Origin of the sequence: Oceanicola granulosus HTCC2516 (assembly GCF_000153305.1) — a bacterium.
Lineage (GTDB): Bacteria > Pseudomonadota > Alphaproteobacteria > Rhodobacterales > Rhodobacteraceae > Oceanicola > Oceanicola granulosus.
Map to the genome: position 1 here is coordinate 511,359 of NZ_CH724108.1, position 15,933 is coordinate 527,291.

Genomic DNA, 15,933 nt, shown 5'->3' on the forward strand with positions numbered 1-15,933 from the left:
CTCGAAAGGCTGATCCCATGAAGGCCCTGGTACTGGAGCAGAAGGACGAACTGTCCCTGCGCGATTTCCCCGCCATCGACCACGCGGAGCAGACCCTCGGCCCGCGCGACGTGCGCATCAAGCTGCACACGGTCGGCATCTGCGGCTCCGACGTGCACTACTATACCCACGGTCGCATCGGCCCGTTCGTCGTCGAGGCGCCGATGATCCTCGGCCACGAGGCGTCGGGCACGGTGATCGAGGTCGGCGACGAGGTCGCGACGCTCGCCGTCGGTGACCGGGTCTGCATGGAGCCCGGCATTCCCGATCCCAACAGCAGGGCGACGCGACTCGGCATGTACAACGTCGACCCGGCGGTGCGCTTCTGGGCAACGCCGCCGGTTCACGGCATCCTGCGCCCGACCTGCGTCCACCCCGAGGCCTTCACCTTCAGGCTGCCCGACACCGTCAGCTTCGCCGAGGCGGCGATGGTCGAGCCGCTCGCGGTCGGCGTGCACGCCGCGACCAAGGCGCGGGTGAAGCCCGGCGACGTCGGCGTCGTGCTCGGGGCGGGGCCGATCGGGCTGGTGACGGCGCTGTCGGCGCTCGCCGCGGGCTGCGCGCGGGTCTACGTCACCGACATCGCCGAGCCCAAGCTCGAGATCGCCGCCGCGCTGTCGCCCGCGATCGTGCCGGTGCGGGCGGAAGGCGACGCGCTCGTCTCGCGGGTCCACGCCGACACCGACGGCTGGGGCGCGGACGTGGTCTTCGAGGCGACCGGCTCGCCCGGCGCGGCCGCCGGCGTCTTCGCGCCGCTCGCGCCCGGCGGCTGCGTTGTGATGATCGGCGGCCAGCCCGAGCCGATCAGCTACGACGCCGGTGCCGCGATGGTGCGCGAGGCGCGGGTGGAGAACATCTTCCGCTACGCCCACGCCTTCCCGCGCTGCGTCGCGATGCTCGGCTCCGGCGCCATCGACGTCAAACCTCTCATCACCCGCACCTTCGGCTTCGACGAGAGCGTTGAGGCCTTCGAGATCGCCGCCTCCGCCCCGCCCTCCGACGTGAAGATGCAGATCGAACTGCCGCAATAGGCGCCGGCGCGGCAACCGCGCCACCCGCGGCGCTCGCGCGCTAGCCCCGGAGGGTGGCGAGCTCCTCCAGGAGCTGCGCCGTGGTCACCTGCCGGCAATAGCCGCGGATCGCGGCGACCGACGCGTCGTGGCGCGCCTGGCTGTAGGTCTGGCAGGCGTCGGTCACCTGGGTGACGAGGTAGCCGAGGTCGCAGGCGTCGCGGATCGCGCTCTCGACGCACTGGTCGGTCACGAGCCCCGAGATCACCAGTTGCCGCACGCCGAGATTGCGCAGGACGTAATCGATGTGGGTCGAGATGAAGACCGAGGAGGACGACTTCGGAAACACGATCTCGTCCTCGCCCGGCGCGATGGCGTCGAGCACCTTGCCGTCCCACGAGCCCCTGGGCACGTTGAAGCCGGTGATCTTGTAGTCAAGCGAACGGTCGCGGCCGTCGCGGGTCAGGCTCTCGATGGTCGTGTAGAGCACCTCGACCCCGGCATCGCGGCAGCCGGCCTGCAGCCGCTGCATGTTGGGCAGCGTCTCGCGCTCGAAGCGCTCGAAGAACCAGCCCACCTTCTCCTCGAACGCCTCCGGCGCGAGGTCGGCCCATTCGCCGCCCTCGCGGTGCGCGCTGAAGTTCTGCACGTCGATGAAGAGCAGGGCCGACGCGGCGGGATCGAGGGGAACGTCACGGGTGTGCATGGGGCAGGTCTCCGGGGGCGGGGTTCAGGGCGCCGGCACCGCGTCGCGCAGCAGGGCGACGAGGTCCGCCGCCCAGGCGCGACAGGCGTCGGGGGTGCTCAGCAGGTCGTTGCGGATCTCGATCAGGCTGTTGCGCAGCCCGTGCGGCTCGGCGCAGGCGGGGATGAACCAATCGGTCGCGTCCTCGATCTGGTAGGGCTCGTTGTCGCCGATCGTCAGGTCAAGCCGCGCGCGGCGCATCCGCTCCGCCAGCGCCGCGCCGCCGCTCTGCTCGGAGGCGTAGAGGAAGCCCGCGTGCCAGGGCCGCGGCCGGCCGGCGAGCACCGGCTCGAAGCTGTGGATGGAGTAGGCCGCCCGCATCCCGGGCCGCCCCGCACGCTCCGTGCAGGCGGCGGCATAGGGGGCGAAGATCTCGGCGACGCGCGCCTCGACCTGGGCGTGGGAGAGGCCGGTGTTGCCCGGCACGGGCGTGCCGTCGCTGACTTCCGGCACCGATTGCGGCGTGTGGGGCGGGCGGTTGCAGTCGATGACGAGCCGGCTGTAGCGCTGCACGACCAGCCCGCAGCCGAGCTCCCGCGCCATCGCCCGCGCCACCTCCTCGGCCCCGATGTCGCTGGCGATGTGCCGCTCGAACGCCGCCTCCGGCAGGCCCAGGCCGGCGAGCGCGGCGGGCACGGCGCGCCCGGCATGTTCGCACACCAGCAGGATGTCGTCGCGCCGCGTCGGCTCCACGATCTCGACCGGCGCCGGATCGCGCCGCGGATCGAGCAGCGTGCGCCCTGGCGTCGTGCCTGCTTCCTCGCTCATCCGGTCGGGCTCCTCGTCGTGCGGCGCCACCTCGGGCGCGGGACCGGGCGGACTGTCTGAAACAACTTTGTCAAAGTCAACGCGGAGAGCGATGTTGACACATCATTTTTGCGCCGCCACTCTCGGCGGGTCAGCAATGGCGGCCGGCAGGAGAGGGCAGCGAAGCGGTGAGTCTGAGAACCCAGATCCAGTCTGCCTCAGATCTGCTGACGCCGGCCGAGCGGCAATTGTCGGCCGTCATCCTCGCCGACTACCCCTTCGCCGGACTCGAGCCGATCCAGGAATTGTCGCAGCGCGCGGGGGTCTCCGCGCCGTCGATCTCGCGGTTCGTCTCCAAGCTCGGCTACCGGGGCTTCCAGGAATTCCAGCAGTCGCTGGTGCGCGAGCTGCGCGAGGGGCGGACGTCGCCGATCGAGCTGAAGGAGGCGCAGGGCGGCGCGCCGCCCGAGCCCTTCGCCGCGCAGCTGGCGCGGGCGTCGGCGCTCCTCGCCGAGCTGGCCGAGCAGGTGCCCGCGGCGCAGTTCGACCGCGTCGTCGAGCTGCTGTCCGACCCGCGCCGGCGCATCTACATGATCGGTGGGCGGATGACGGACAGCATCGCGCGCTTCTTCGTCGGCCACCTGCGCCAGATCCGCGCCGACGTGGTGCACTTCCCGTCCGATCCCGAGACCTGGCCCGAGTACCTGCTGCGGCTGCGCCCGCGCGACGTGGTGCTCGTCATCGACTTCCGCCGCTACCAGGCGAGCCTCGAGCGCCTCGCGGCGAAGGTGCGCGAGCGCCGGGCGCAGACCATCGTCATCACCGACCAGTGGATCAGCCCCGCTGCGCGCGGCGCCACCGAGCTGATCCCGGTCCCGACCCTGTCGGGCACGCTCTGGGACAGCTACGTCGCCGCCTTCGCGCTGGTGGAGGCGCTGCTGGTGCCGCTGGCGGAGCGCAACTGGAGCGAGACGCGCACGCGGATCGAGGCGTGGGACGCGCTGCGAGACACCGAGACGGAGACCCCCGAATGAGCCACCCCGAAGAGCCGCTGGTGTTCGTCGCCACGACCGACCTGTCCGGCCTGCTGCGCGGCAAGGCGTTCCCGGTCTCGGCGTGGGACAGGCGCGCGCGCCGGGGCGTGGGCTGGACGCCGACGAACGTGCAGATCACCTGCTTCGACAACATCGCCGACAGCCCCTTCGGCGCGCTCGGCGACCTCGTGCTCGTGCCCGACGCCGAGTCCCGCATCGCGCTGCCGGCGGCCGACGGACGGCCGGCCATCGACCTCGCGCTCGGCGACATCCGCAGCCTCGAGGGGAAGCCGTGGGACTATTGCACCCGCTCGCTCGCCAAGCGCGCGCTGGCGGCGCTCGAGCAGGAGGCCGGGCTGTCGCTCGTCGGCGCCTTCGAGCACGAATTCCAGCTGCCCGACGTGCCGCCGCGCACCGGCGACAGCTTCGGCTACCGGGGCTTTCGCGACGCGCAGGGCTGGGCGCAGCAGCTGCTCGGCGCGATGAAGGCGGCGCGGCTCGGGCCGGACACGTTCATGAAGGAATACGGCCCCTCGCAGTTCGAGGTGACGGCGGAGCCGGCGCAGGGCGTGCGGATCGCCGACGTCTCGGCGCTGACCAAGATGCTCGTCCACGAGGTCACCGGCCGCGCCGGCCTCGCCGCGACCTTCGCGCCGATCATCGACCCCGAGAGCGTCGGCAACGGCGTCCACCTCCACATGAGCTTCCTCGACGCCGATGGCCGGCCCGCCACCTACGACGCCGAGGCGCCCCACGGGATGAGCGAGGCGACCCGCCACTTCATCGGCGGCATCCTCGCCCATCTCGACCAGATCCTCGCGCTGCTGGCTCCCTCCGACATCAGCTACCTGCGGCTGACCCCGCACCGCTGGAGCGCCGCCTACAACAACCTCGGCTACCGCGACCGCGAGGCGTCGGTACGCATCTGCCCCGTCACCTCGCAGGACGAGGCGAGCGTGGCCCGGCAGTACAATTTCGAGGTCCGCGCCATCGACGCCGCGGCCAGCCCGCACCTCGTGCTGGCCGCGCTCGTGTTCGCCGGGGTGGAGGGGCTGCGCGGCAGGATCGAACCGCCGGACGTCACGCAGGAGGACCTGTCCGAACTCGCCCCCGAGACCCTCGCCGCCCGTGGCTTCGCCCGCTTGCCCCAAAGCCTGCCGGAGGCGCTGGCGCGGATGGAGGGCTCGGAGGCGGTGCGGCGGTGGTTCGGCCCCGACTTCGTGCAGGTCTATGCCGACCACAAGCGGGCGGAGCTGTCGATGCTCGACGGGCTGGACGATGCGGAAAAGTGCGCCCGCTACAGGGATGTCTACTGAATGCTGAGCATCCGCAACGTCACCAAGACCTTCGGCGGCGTCGCGGCCGTGGCGGACATGTCGTTCGAGGTCGCGGCCTCGGAGATCCACGGCCTGATCGGGCCGAACGGGGCCGGCAAGACCACGATGATCAACCTGATCTCCGGCTTCCTGACGCCGAACTCGGGCCGCATCCTGCTCGACGACACCGAGATCCACCGGATGCCGCCCGAGCAGCGGGCGCGGGCCGGGATCGCGCGGACCTTCCAGAACCTGCGCCTGTTCCGCAACCTCAGCGTCCGCCGCAACATCGAGGTCGCCGAGAGCAACGTCGGCGCGGGGGCGGACCGCAGCCTCGTCGAGGAGGCGATCGACCGCTTCGGGCTGCGCGGCGTCATGGAGCAGACGCCCGACAGCCTGTCCTACGGCCACATGCGCCGGCTCGAGATCATCCGCGCGCTCGCGCTGCGGCCGCGGGTGCTGATGCTCGACGAGCCGGCCGCGGGGATGAACGCCGAGGAGACGGAGGAGCTCTTCGAGAACCTCGAGTGGCTGCGCGCGCGCCATGCCTGCGCGATCATCCTCATCGACCACGACCTGAAGTTCGTGTTGCAGGCGTCGGACACGATCACGGTCATGAACATGGGCAGCCTGCTGGCCTCGGGGCTCCCGCGTGACGTCACTGCCAACAAAGAGGTCGTCCGGGCCTACCTCGGCACCGGCCAAAACTGACTGACAGGAGAGAGACGATGACCAACAGGAACCTGATGACCGCCCTCGCGGGCACCGCCGCCACCATTGCGCTCGCCGCCCCGGCCCTGGCGCAGGAGGAGACGGTGAAGATCGGCCTCGCCGTGCCGCTCACCGGGGACTACGCGATCTACAACGAGGTCGCGGGCGCGCAGTGCATGGCCGAGATGATCAACGCCGAGGGCGGCGTCGACGGCATGCCCATCGAGCTGCTCATCCAGGACAGCGGCTCCGACACCCAGGCGGCGATCACCTCGGCGGAGCGGTTCATGGGCGAGGGCGTCGTGTCCATCGGCACGATCCCCTTCTCCGACACGATGATCCCGCTCGCGCAGATCGTCGGCCAGAACGGCATCAGCGTCATTCAGGCACAGTCGACGCAGGTCGAGATGCACGCGGGCATCGTCGACAACTTCATCTCCAACGTCGCGCCCGATCCCTACACGGCGGCGGCGGCGGCGAACCACGCGCTCGAGCAGGGGGTGCAGAACGTCGCGATCTTCACCTCCGACGACGGCGGCTCGTGGTCGGCCAAGGTGCCCGAGTGGTTCGCCGAGGTCATCACCGAGAACGGCGGTACGCTGCAGACGACGCTGAACTACAGCGCGGGCACGTCCGATTTCTCGCCCCAGATCGCCGAGCTGCGCGCGCTCGATCCGGCGCCCGACGCGGTCTACATCTCGTGGGCGATGCCGGAGATCGGCATCCTGATCCGCCAGATGCGCGCCGCCGGCCTCGACGCCTGGGTCATCGGCTCCGACGGCTTCGACGACCCCTCGCTCGACGCGCTCGCCGACGAGGATCCGGCGCTGCTCGACAAGGTGTTCTTCGGCACGCTCGCGCCGTCGCAGCCGGGCAGCCGGATCGACGAGTTCCAGCAGGCCTGCGCCGAGATCGGCCACGAGGTGAACGGCCTGTTCCCCGCGCTCGGCGCGGACATGGTCAGGATCGTGGCGCACGGGGTCGAGGCGGCCGGCTCGACCGATCCGGCGGCGGTCCGCGAGGCGATCCGCAGCGCCGAGTCGATCCCGGTGATGTCGGTGGAGGACGTCTCCTTCGCCGAGACCACCAGCTACGCGCTGCGCGAGATCCCCGTGATCGGGTTCGAGAACGGCGAGCGGGTGCTGCTGAGCCTCGAGGTGCCCGAGAACGTGCCCGCGTGGAACTGAGTGCATCCACGGCGTCGCCCTTCGGGGCGGCGCCGGCCACGGGACGGGGGGCGACATGCTCGAGGTAGCTGGGCTGAAGGTCTTTCACGGGCCCATCGAGGCGGTGCACGGCATTGACCTCGCGGTCGGGCAGGGCACCTGCGTATCGCTGCTCGGGCCCAACGGCGCGGGCAAGACGTCGACGCTCGGCGCCATCGTCGGCAGCGTCCGGCACGAGGGCGCGATCCGGCTCGACGGCCGCGACCTCGGCCGCATGGCCATCGAGGACCGGTTCCGCGAGGGCATCGCGCTCTGCCCGGAAGGGCGGCGCATCTTCAACAACCTGTCGGTGCATGACAACCTGCGGATGGGCGCCGCCACCCGGCGCGACGCCAAGGGCGTGGCGGCCGACATCGACGACTGGTTCGCCCGCTTCCCCATCCTCGGCGAGCGCCGCGACCAGAGCGCCGGCACGCTCTCGGGCGGCGAGCAGCAGATGCTCGCCATCGCGCGGGCGCTGCTGTCCCGGCCGCGCATCCTGCTGCTCGACGAGCCCTCGCTCGGCCTCGCGCCGCTGATCATCCGGCAGGTCTTCGAACTGATCGCCGAGCTGCGCCGCGACGGCATGACGATCCTGCTCGTCGAGCAGAACGCCTCGGCGGCGGTCGAGGTCTCCGACCGGGTCTACGTCATGGCCAACGGCGTCATCCGGCGCGCGGGCGCGGCGGCGGAGTTTGGCGACGGCAGCGGGCTCATGGACGAACTGACGGGGGTGCACGCCTGATGGACTATGCCGTCCAGCAATTCCTCAACGCGCTGAGCTTCGGCGCGGAATACGCGCTGATCGCACTCGGCCTCGCCATCGTCTTCTCGATCATGGGGCTGGTGAACTTCGCCCACGGCGAGGTCATCGCGTTCGGTGGCTACTCCCTCGCCGTGGTCGGCACGATCCTGACGGGCAACCCGCTGATCCTGATGGGCTTCGTGCTGCTGGCCTGCGTCGCGGTGGCGGTGCTGCTGGAGAAGGTCGCCTTCCGCACGGTGCGCGACGCCGACATCACCACCGGCCTGCTCACCGCCTTCGGGGTCAGCATCATCCTGCAGAACGTGTTCCTGCTGCTCGGCTCGCCCCGGCCCGTCGCGGCGACGCAGCTCATCTTCCTCGACCGGACGCTCTGGCTCGGGCCGGTGCAGGTCTCGTCGCTGCAGATCTACGAGACGGTCGCCACGATCCTCGCCATCGCCGGACTGGGACTGTTCCTGACGCGAAGCAACCTCGGCATCGCGATGCGCGCGGCGGCGCGCGATTTCGAGATGGTGCGCCTGTGCGGCCTGCGCGCCAACCGCGTCGTCTCCGGCGCCTTCGCCATCTCGGGCCTGCTGGCGGGGCTGGCCTGCATCTTCATCATGGCACGGCGCGGCAGCGCGGCGCCGCACATGGGCTTCGATCCGGTGCTGACCGCCTTCGTCGCCTGCGTCGTCGGCGGGTTCGGCAGCCTGCCGGGCGCGGTGCTTGGGGGCTTCCTGCTCGGCTTCCTCGAGGTCGGGATGCTGGTGCTGCTGCCGCAGAGCTACGGCGGCCTCGCCCGCGCGGCGGTGTTCGCGATGGTGGCGCTGGTGCTGATCTGGCGGCCCGACGGCATCCTGTCGCCGGCGAGCGAGAAGGGGGACAAGATTTGACCCGGCTCAACGCCAGCCAGCGGCGCGGCCTGATCGGGGCGCTCCTGCTGTCGCTGCTGATCCTGCTGATCGTCGGGCTCTACGCGCTCTGGGGCGAGAGCTGGCAGGCCCGCGTGCTCTACGCGGCCTTCGTCAACCTGATCGTGGTGATCGGCCTGCAGACCTTCATGGGCAACGCCAACTTCGCCGTCTTCTCGCACGCCGCCTTCATGGGCATCGCCGCCTACGCCGCCGCCATCTGCGTGACGCCGGTGGCAATGAAGGCGGTGTCGCTGCCCGATGCGCCGTGGGGGCTGAACGCCTTCGAGATGTCGCCGCTCGCCTCGGCGCTCGTGGCGCTCGGCATCACCGGGACGCTGGGGCTGCTGACGGGGCTGTTCATGTCGCGCCTGACGGGGGTGGGGGTGACGATCGTGTCGATCGCGATCCTCGTCATCGTGCACTCGATCTTCCTGCACCGCACCGACATCTTCAAGGGCAACCAGGCGCTGTTCGGCATCCCCCGCATCTTCGGGCTGACCCACGTCACCGTGCTCGCCATCGTCGCGATCTTCGCCGCCCGGCTGTTTCGCGAGAGCGCGGTGGGCCTGAGGCTGCGCGCCGCGGCGGACGACGAGATCGGCGCGCGCGCGATGGGGGTCGACGTGCACCGCGCGCGCCTCGTCGCGTGGGTGGTCAGCACCCTGTTCTTCGCCGCCGCCGGCATCGCCTACGCCTTCTTCCTCGGCACCATCTCGGCGCGGCCGTTCTACTTCAACTTCGTCTTCCTCACCGTCGCGATGCTGATCCTGGGCGGCCTGCGCAGCGTCTCGGGCGCCGTCTTCGGCACGCTGCTCATCACCATCGGGCTGGAGCTGGTGCGCTGGCTCGAGACCGGCCCGACGCTGGCGGGGGTGAAGCTGCCGCAGATGCTGGGCCTGTCGGGACTGCTGCTGGGCGTGGTGATCGTCGCGGTCATGGCGTTCCGGCCGCACGGGCTGATGGGCAATCGCGAAATCGAGGATCTCGTACTTCCACGAAAGGGCACGTCATGAGCTGCAACCACACGATCCACGCCCGCCACCATCACACCGGCTGGGACCGCAGCATCGCGCCGGTGCTGACGGTGCGGCCCGGCGAGACCATCGCGGTGGAGACCATCGACGCCTCGGGCGGGCAGCTCGACGCGAGCTCGGGGCTGGACGATCTGAAGGCGCTCGACTTCGGCAAGGTGAACCCGGTCACGGGGCCGATCCACATCGAGGGAGCCGAGCCGGGCGACGCGGTGGCGATTACCTTCAAGGCCTTCCACCCCTCGGGCTGGGGCTGGACCGCCAACATCCCCGGCTTCGGCCTGCTCGCCGACGAATTTCCCGAGGCCGCGCTCAACATCTGGACCTACGACCGCGCGCTCGGCGCACCCGCCGCCTTCGGTCCCGGCGGACAGGTGCCGCTGAAGCCGTTCGTCGGCACCATCGGCCTCGCGCCCGCCGAGCCGGGGCTGCACAGCGTGGTGCCGCCGCGCCGCGTCGGCGGCAATCTCGACGTGCGCGACAACGCGGTCGGCACCACGCTCTACCTGCCCGTCGAGGTCGCGGGCGGGCTGCTGTCGCTCGGCGACACCCACGCCGCGCAGGGCGACGGCGAAATCTGCGGCACCGCCATCGAGAGCCCCTGCGAGGTCGAGATCGCCGTCGACCTCGTGAAGGACGCCAACTTCGCCTTCCCGCGGTTCGAGACTGCGGGGCCGGTGACTCGCCACCTCGACGCGAAGGGCTACTGGGTCACCACCGGCATCGGAACCGACCTGATGCAGGCCGCCCGCGACGCCGTGCGCGGCACCATCGACCGGCTCACCGCCGAGACCGGGCTGTCGGCGGTGGAGGCCTACATGCTCTCGAGCGTCTGTGGCGATCTGCGGATATCGGAGATCGTCGACCAGCCGAACTGGGTCGTCAGCTTCTACTTCCCGAAGATCGTGCTGCAGTAGCGCCCCCCACCGGCGCGCGCCCGCTTGAATCTCCCGCCGCGGCTCCGCATAGAGGCCGCCGGTCCTGCAATGGAGTTCGGGCATGTCGATACGGGGGCAGGTCGCCGGGGCGCTCGAGCGGCCGGCGACGCGAAACTTCATCACCGGCGTGATCCTGTTCAACGCCGTGATCCTCGGGCTGGAGACGTCCGACGCGGCGATGGCGGCGGCCGGCGGGCTGATCGTCTTCCTCGACATGCTCTGCCTGTCGATCTTCGTAGTCGAAATCGGCCTGAAGATCTTCGCGCGCGGCTGGGCCTTTTTCCGCTCGGGCTGGAACCTGTTCGACTTCACCATCGTCGGCGTCGCCCTCGTGCCGGTGACGCAGGGGCTGTCGGTGCTGCGGGCGCTGCGCGTGCTGCGGCTGCTGCGGATCATCTCGGCCGCGCCGACCCTGCGCCGGGTGGTGGAGGGGTTCGTGTCGGCGCTGCCGGGGATGGCGTCGGTGTTCCTGCTGATGGCGCTGATCTTCTACATCGCCTCGGTCATGGCGACGAAGCTCTTCGGCGACGCCTTCCCGGACTGGTTCGGCACCATCCCGCACTCGGCCTACTCGCTGTTCCAGATCATGACGCTGGAGAGCTGGTCGATGGGGATCGTGCGGCCGGTGATGGAGACCTATCCCTACGCCTGGATGTTCTTCGTGCCGTTCATCCTCGTGACGACCTTCGCCGTGGTGAACCTGATCGTCGGCCTGATCGTCAACTCCATGCAGGAGGCCCACGCCGAGGAATCAAGCGCGGCGACGGAGGATTACCGGATCCAGGTGCTGAAGCGGCTGGAGGCGATCGAGCGGCGGCTGGGCGACGGCACGCCGCGCGAGTAGTCAGGCGCCCAGGCCCTCCACCAGCGCGTCGAACACCACCCGAAGGCGGCGGGAGCGGGCGATGTCGCGGTGGGTGACGAGCCAGACGGGGAAGGCGACGGGCGCGAAGAACGGGGCGGCGCGCTCGACGGCGGGGTCCGGGTCGCCGATGCGGTCGTCGAGGATGCCGATCCCCATGCCGCGCCGCACCATCTCCCACATCACCGCGAAATTGCGGCAGCGGTAGGGAAAGTTGGCCTCGCCGAGCGCAAAGCCCTGCGCGGCGAGCAGGCTCCGCAGACTGCCCCGGCCGTCGATCTCGATGAAGTCGGCGTCGGCGAACCCCTCCGGCCGGTCGGGCCGGCCGATCCGCTCGAGGTAGGCGGGGGCGGCGTAGAGCCGGGCGGTGGCGTCGCGCAGCTTGCGCGCGATCAGGTCGCTCGCGGTGGGGCGGACGTTGCGCACCGCGATGTCGGCCTCGCGCCGCGACAGGTCGGAGAGGTCGTTGGAGACCACCACCTCGATGCGGATGCCCGGCTCGGCGGCGTGCAGCCGGGCGAGGATCGGGGGCAGCAGGTAGCTGGCGTCGGCGTCCGAGGCGGAGATCGCCACCTCGCCCTCGAGCGCCTCGGTCTGGCCCCACGCCGCCAGCGACAGCGCGCGCGCCCCGTCGCCCATCAGCCGGGCATGGTCGAGCAGCGCGTGGCCCGCCGCCGTCAGGCGCAGGCCGCGCCCGGTGCGCTCGAACAGCGCCACGCCGAGCTCCGCCTCGAGCGCCTCGACCTGCCGGCCGAGGGTGGGCTGGGTCAGCTTCAGCGCCCGGGCGGCGGCGGAGAGCGAGCCCTCCTCGGCGGTCACGAGGAAGGCGCGGGCCCGGTTCCAGTCGAAGGTGACGCTGCGCCAATCCATGCATATTCGCATAACAGATCGATGAAAGCGGTCAATTCTGCGGCGAGGTGAATGGGGCTAGATCAGCGGCATCCGTTCATTCTTCCTCAAGGAGTTTCCGTGATGCTCAGTTTCAACGATCCGACCTCCGCCGCCTACGCGCGCCTGACGGGGGCGCTCTACCTCGTGATCGCCGTCGCCGGCGCGTTCGCGATCCTCTACGTGCCGGGCGCGCTCGACGTGGCGGGCGATCCCGCCGCCACGTTCGACAACATCGCCCGCCAGCGCGGGCTGTTCCATGCCGGGCTGGGGGGCGACGTGGTGGTGATGGTGGCCGAGGTGCTGGTGTCGGTCATGCTCTACTTCATGTTCCGCCACGTGAACGAGACCCTCTCGCTCGCCGCGTCCTACGCGCGGATGATGATGGTCGCGGTGATGGCGGCGATGCTGTTCTTCCACGCCGCCGCGCTGGCGCTGGCCGACGGCACGGTGCCCCTGGCGAGCTTCTCCGAGGCGCAGCGCCTCGAACTGGCGGGCCTGATGCGCCACGTTCACGACGCGGGGGTGTGGATCTGGCAGCTCTTCTTCTGCCTGCACCTCGCGCTTCTCGGCACGCTCGTCGCGCGCTCGGGGCTCTATCCGCGCCTGCTCGGGGTCGGGCTGGTCGTCGGCGGCACCGGCTACCTGCTCGACAGCGTGCAGATGTTCGCCCTCCCCGACGCGGCCCTGCTGGCGGGGGCGAAGGTGGCGCTGCTGGTCATCGTGAGCCTCGCCGAGGTCGGCTTCGCCCTGTGGCTGTTGCTGCGCGGCCCGCGCCCGGCCCGCTTCGGCGCCCTGCCGGCCTGATCCCAAGCCACGTCGAGGCGCGCCGCCCCCGGGCGGCGCGCCCGCGTGTCAGTCGTCGCCGCCCGGGGGCAGGGTCATCTGGGTCTGCGTCGTGATCGCCGCGACCTTGCCGTCGGCGCGCAGCACGGTGGTCTGCCAGATGCTCGTCTTGCGGCCCTTGTGGAGCGGGACGCAGCGGCCGGTGATCCGGGAGCCGAGCGGGACGGGGCGCAGGAAGTTGGTCTTGCTCTCGAGCGTCGTCGTCCGCGCGCCCCCGGCGAGGTTCTTCGCCGCCGCGACGCCGCCGAGAGTGTCGGTGAAGGCCATGATCGCGCCGCCATGCATGACGCCGTTGCGGTTGCCGTGCTCCGCGACGGTCTCGAGCGCGGCCACGACGAGGTCCGGGGTGACCTCCTCGAGCACGATCCCGAGCGCGCGGGGAAAGATCGGCAGAAGCGTCTGGTCGGTCATGGCGGGCGGTTCCTCGAAGCTGGCGCGCACCTTATGGCGCTTGGCGCGGAGGAGGTCACCCGCCGCGCGCCGCCCGTAGGCCGGGCTTCAGCCCGGCCCCCGTCACCCGAACCGCACCCCGTCCGTCAGGCGGCTCACCGACGCCACTAGAGTATCCCGGTCGATGCCGAAATGGCGGTAGAGGTCGCCGATGGTGCCGGTCTGGCCGAAATGCTCGACCCCGTGCGCGATGGTGCGGTGGCCCGCGACCGAGCCGAGCCAGCCGAGCGTCGCCGGGTGGCCGTCGAGGACGGTAACGAGGCTGCAGCCGGGCGGCAGCGCGCCGAGCAGCCGCTCGATGTGGCTCCGCGCGCCGGCCATGCCGCGGGCGCGGGCGCGCTGGGCGGCGGTCCAGCCGGCATTGAGCCGGTCGGCGGAGGTCACGGCGAGCACGCCGATGTCCTTGCGGTGCTCGCCCGCGATGCCGGCGGCGGCGATGGCCTCGTCGGCGACGGCGCCCTGGTAGGCGATGACCACCGCGCAGTTCGGCCCCGGCGGGCGCAGCCAGTAGGCGCCGTCGATGGCCCCCTGCCGGAAGGCGTCGTCGGCGCGCCGGCCGGGCTGCTCGAGCGGCTTCGTCGTCAGCCGCAGGTAGACCGAGCCGCCGGTCTCGTCGCGCAGCCAGGTGCGCTCGTCCGGGTCGCCCTCGCCGTCGCGCTGCAGGTAGCCGAAGGCCCACTCGAGGATCACCGCCAGCTCGTCGGCGAAGGCCGGCTCGAAGCTCGCCAGCCCATCCTGGGCCATCCCGGTCAGCGGCGTGCCGATCGACTGGTGCGCGCCGCCCTCCGGCGCCAGCGTCACCCCCGAGGGCGTGCCGGCGACGAGGAAGCGGGCGTCCTGGTAGCAGGCGTAGTTCAGCGCATCGAGCCCGCGGTGGACGAAAGGGTCGTAGAGCGTACCGATCGGGATGATCCGCTTGCCCCAGAGGCTGTGGGCGAGGCCGGCGGCGCCGAGCAGCAGGAACAGGTTCATCTCGGCGATGCCGAGCTCGAGGTGCTGGCCCTCGGGGGCGAAGTTCCACTTCGCGGTGGAGGGGATGCGGTGCTCGATGAAGGCGTCGGGCAGGGCGTCGCGGGCGAACAGCTTGCGCCGGTTGACCCACGCGCCGAGCCCGGTGGTGCCGGTGACGTCGGGCGAGGTCGTCATGATCCGCGCCGCGAGCGGGCTGTCGCCGCGGGCCAGCGCGTCGAGGATCTTGCCAAACGCCGCCTGCGTCGAGATCTCGCGCTCCGTCGGCGCGGCGATCCCGGGCACCGCGAGGCCGGCGTCGGCGTGGCGGCGGGGCCCCTCGGCGAAGAACGGCACCGTCGCGAGGAACGCCTCCAGCGCGGGCCGGTCCTCGACGGCGGCGAGCGGCTCCCACTCGGCGCCCTCGGGCACGCCCATATGCGCCTGCCACTCGGCCATCTGCGCCTTGGTCATCAGCCCGCCGTGGTTGTCCTTGTGGCCCGCGATGGGCGTGCCCCAGCCCTTGATCGTGTAGGCGAGGAAGCAGGTCGGGCGGTCGTGGTCGATGGCGGCGAAGGTCTCGGCCATGGTCTCGACGCAGTTGCCGCCGAGGTTCTCCATCAGCGCCGCGAGCTCGGCGTCGCTGCGCCGCTCGATCAGCGCCGTCACGTCGCCCTGATCGCCCAGCTCCTCCATCAGCCGCGCCCGCCAGACCGCGCCGCCCCGGTAGGTGAGGGCGGAATATTCGGCGTTGGGGCAGGCATCGATCCACGCGCGCAGGCGCGCGCCGCCCGGCTCGGCGAAGGCGGCGCGCTGCAGCGCCCCGTGTTTGATGCGCACCACGTCCCAGCCGAAGGCGTCGAAGATCTTCTCGATCCGCTCGAACAGCCCCTCGCGGACGATCCCGTCGAGCGACTGGCGGTTGTAGTCGATGATCCACCAGGTGTTGCGCAGGCCGTTCTTCCAGCCCTCCTGCAGCACCTCGTAGACGTTGCCCTCGTCCATCTCCGCGTCGCCCACCAGCGCCACCATGCGCCCCGGCACCACGTCGCGGCCCCAGTCCTTGGCGGTGATGAAGTCCTGCACCAGCGCGGCGAGCGCGGTGATGCCGACGCCGAGGCCGACGGAGCCGGTCGAGAAGTCGACGTCGTCGCTGTCCTTGGTGCGGCTCGGGTAGCTCTGGACCCCGCCATAGCCGCGAAACGCCTCCATCTTCCCGCGGCTCTGGCGGCCCATCAGGTACTGCATCGCGTGGAACACCGGCGCGGCGTGCGGCTTGACGGCGACGCGGTCGGCGGGGCGCAGCGCCGAGAAGTAGAGCGCGGTCATGATCGACACCATCGACGCCGACGACGCCTGGTGGCCGCCGGTCTTGATGCCGTCGACCTTCGGGCGGACGTGGTTGGCGTGGTGGATCATCCAGTGCGACAGCCACAGCAGCCGCTGCTCGATGATCTTCAGGTGTCTCGTCTCGTCGCTCATGCAGGTGCTCCTCCTCGTC

The 15,933-nt window shown here is 71.0% G+C and carries 16 protein-coding genes; 11 read left to right on the plus strand and 5 right to left on the minus strand.

All coding sequences use genetic code 11. The features are described 5' to 3' along the window. The first annotated feature begins 17 nt into the window (after positions 1 to 17). Complete coding sequence (locus tag OG2516_RS14615) at positions 18 to 1,070, plus strand: NAD(P)-dependent alcohol dehydrogenase (RefSeq protein ID WP_007256481.1); 1,053 nt, start codon at positions 18 to 20, stop codon at positions 1,068 to 1,070. A 40-nt stretch (positions 1,071 to 1,110) separates the two neighbouring features. On the opposite strand, the gene OG2516_RS14620 is transcribed toward OG2516_RS14615, so the two are convergent. After that, positions 1,111 to 1,755, minus strand: coding sequence for a cysteine hydrolase family protein (locus tag OG2516_RS14620; RefSeq protein WP_007256482.1), 645 nt, complete (start codon positions 1,753 to 1,755; stop codon positions 1,111 to 1,113). 24 nt (positions 1,756 to 1,779) lie between these two features. After that, positions 1,780 to 2,562, minus strand: a complete 783-nt coding sequence (locus OG2516_RS14625; RefSeq protein WP_007256483.1) for an N-formylglutamate amidohydrolase — start codon at positions 2,560 to 2,562, stop codon at positions 1,780 to 1,782. A 167-nt stretch (positions 2,563 to 2,729) separates the two neighbouring features. Between OG2516_RS14625 and OG2516_RS14630 the strand changes: the two genes are divergently transcribed. The 9 genes from OG2516_RS14630 to OG2516_RS14670 all read left to right on the plus strand — a co-directional run bounded on the left by OG2516_RS14630 (position 2,730) and on the right by OG2516_RS14670 (position 11,282). Next, positions 2,730 to 3,575 (plus strand): MurR/RpiR family transcriptional regulator, encoded by an 846-nt coding sequence (locus OG2516_RS14630; protein ID WP_040615898.1) that lies wholly within the window; start codon positions 2,730 to 2,732, stop codon positions 3,573 to 3,575. After that, positions 3,572 to 4,891, plus strand: coding sequence for a glutamine synthetase family protein (locus OG2516_RS14635; RefSeq protein WP_007256485.1), 1,320 nt, complete (start codon positions 3,572 to 3,574; stop codon positions 4,889 to 4,891). Before OG2516_RS14630 ends, OG2516_RS14635 begins: the two co-directional genes overlap by 4 nt. Continuing rightward, complete coding sequence (locus OG2516_RS14640; RefSeq protein ID WP_007256486.1) at positions 4,892 to 5,602, plus strand: ABC transporter ATP-binding protein; 711 nt, start codon at positions 4,892 to 4,894, stop codon at positions 5,600 to 5,602. A gap of 17 nt (positions 5,603 to 5,619) precedes the next feature. After that, complete coding sequence (locus tag OG2516_RS14645; RefSeq protein WP_007256487.1) at positions 5,620 to 6,789, plus strand: ABC transporter substrate-binding protein; 1,170 nt, start codon at positions 5,620 to 5,622, stop codon at positions 6,787 to 6,789. 55 nt (positions 6,790 to 6,844) lie between these two features. After that, positions 6,845 to 7,552, plus strand: a complete 708-nt coding sequence (locus OG2516_RS14650) for an ABC transporter ATP-binding protein (RefSeq protein ID WP_007256488.1) — start codon at positions 6,845 to 6,847, stop codon at positions 7,550 to 7,552. Continuing rightward, the gene (locus OG2516_RS14655) at positions 7,552 to 8,448 is read left to right on the plus strand and encodes a branched-chain amino acid ABC transporter permease (protein ID WP_007256489.1); all 897 of its coding nucleotides are present in this window, start codon (positions 7,552 to 7,554) and stop codon (positions 8,446 to 8,448) included. The genes OG2516_RS14650 and OG2516_RS14655 overlap by 1 nt, the downstream gene beginning before the upstream one ends. Beyond that, a complete protein-coding gene (locus OG2516_RS14660) occupies positions 8,445 to 9,482 on the plus strand; it encodes a branched-chain amino acid ABC transporter permease (RefSeq protein ID WP_007256490.1) in 1,038 nt (345 codons plus the stop codon). Before OG2516_RS14655 ends, OG2516_RS14660 begins: the two co-directional genes overlap by 4 nt. Then, positions 9,479 to 10,417 carry an acetamidase/formamidase family protein gene (locus OG2516_RS14665; protein WP_007256491.1) on the plus strand — a complete coding sequence of 313 codons (939 nt, stop codon included), beginning with the start codon at positions 9,479 to 9,481 and terminating at the stop codon, positions 10,415 to 10,417. The genes OG2516_RS14660 and OG2516_RS14665 overlap by 4 nt, the downstream gene beginning before the upstream one ends. An 82-nt stretch (positions 10,418 to 10,499) precedes the next feature. Then, entirely contained in the window at positions 10,500 to 11,282 is a 783-nt protein-coding gene (locus tag OG2516_RS14670; protein ID WP_007256492.1) for an ion transporter, read from the plus strand. Here the strand turns inward: OG2516_RS14670 and OG2516_RS14675 are convergent, their stop codons facing one another. Beyond that, the gene (locus tag OG2516_RS14675; RefSeq protein WP_007256493.1) at positions 11,283 to 12,170 is read right to left on the minus strand and encodes a LysR family transcriptional regulator; all 888 of its coding nucleotides are present in this window, start codon (positions 12,168 to 12,170) and stop codon (positions 11,283 to 11,285) included. A gap of 102 nt (positions 12,171 to 12,272) precedes the next feature. On the opposite strand from OG2516_RS14675, the gene OG2516_RS14680 reads away from it, so the two are divergent. Further along, positions 12,273 to 12,995 (plus strand): DUF4386 domain-containing protein, encoded by a 723-nt coding sequence (locus OG2516_RS14680; protein WP_007256494.1) that lies wholly within the window; start codon positions 12,273 to 12,275, stop codon positions 12,993 to 12,995. A 48-nt stretch (positions 12,996 to 13,043) separates the two neighbouring features. Here the strand turns inward: OG2516_RS14680 and OG2516_RS14685 are convergent, their stop codons facing one another. Further along, the gene (locus OG2516_RS14685; protein ID WP_007256495.1) at positions 13,044 to 13,445 is read right to left on the minus strand and encodes a PaaI family thioesterase; all 402 of its coding nucleotides are present in this window, start codon (positions 13,443 to 13,445) and stop codon (positions 13,044 to 13,046) included. Between the two features lie 102 nt (positions 13,446 to 13,547). Next, positions 13,548 to 15,914 (minus strand): 1-deoxy-D-xylulose-5-phosphate synthase N-terminal domain-containing protein, encoded by a 2,367-nt coding sequence (locus tag OG2516_RS14690; RefSeq protein ID WP_007256496.1) that lies wholly within the window; start codon positions 15,912 to 15,914, stop codon positions 13,548 to 13,550. Positions 15,915 to 15,933: the final 19 nt, after the last annotated feature.

Coding starts and splice junctions, on each gene's coding strand:
- OG2516_RS14685 (WP_007256495.1), bottom strand. CDS start 13,445: ATGACCGACCAGACGCTTCTGCCGATCTTTCCCCGCGCGCTCGGGATC.
- OG2516_RS14690 (WP_007256496.1), bottom strand. CDS start 15,914: ATGAGCGACGAGACGAGACACCTGAAGATCATCGAGCAGCGGCTGCTG.
- OG2516_RS14670 (WP_007256492.1), top strand. CDS start 10,500: ATGTCGATACGGGGGCAGGTCGCCGGGGCGCTCGAGCGGCCGGCGACG.
- OG2516_RS14675 (WP_007256493.1), bottom strand. CDS start 12,170: ATGGATTGGCGCAGCGTCACCTTCGACTGGAACCGGGCCCGCGCCTTC.
- OG2516_RS14640 (WP_007256486.1), top strand. CDS start 4,892: ATGCTGAGCATCCGCAACGTCACCAAGACCTTCGGCGGCGTCGCGGCC.
- OG2516_RS14615 (WP_007256481.1), top strand. CDS start 18: ATGAAGGCCCTGGTACTGGAGCAGAAGGACGAACTGTCCCTGCGCGAT.
- OG2516_RS14645 (WP_007256487.1), top strand. CDS start 5,620: ATGACCAACAGGAACCTGATGACCGCCCTCGCGGGCACCGCCGCCACC.
- OG2516_RS14665 (WP_007256491.1), top strand. CDS start 9,479: ATGAGCTGCAACCACACGATCCACGCCCGCCACCATCACACCGGCTGG.
- OG2516_RS14650 (WP_007256488.1), top strand. CDS start 6,845: ATGCTCGAGGTAGCTGGGCTGAAGGTCTTTCACGGGCCCATCGAGGCG.
- OG2516_RS14620 (WP_007256482.1), bottom strand. CDS start 1,755: ATGCACACCCGTGACGTTCCCCTCGATCCCGCCGCGTCGGCCCTGCTC.
- OG2516_RS14655 (WP_007256489.1), top strand. CDS start 7,552: ATGGACTATGCCGTCCAGCAATTCCTCAACGCGCTGAGCTTCGGCGCG.
- OG2516_RS14625 (WP_007256483.1), bottom strand. CDS start 2,562: ATGAGCGAGGAAGCAGGCACGACGCCAGGGCGCACGCTGCTCGATCCG.
- OG2516_RS14635 (WP_007256485.1), top strand. CDS start 3,572: ATGAGCCACCCCGAAGAGCCGCTGGTGTTCGTCGCCACGACCGACCTG.
- OG2516_RS14680 (WP_007256494.1), top strand. CDS start 12,273: ATGCTCAGTTTCAACGATCCGACCTCCGCCGCCTACGCGCGCCTGACG.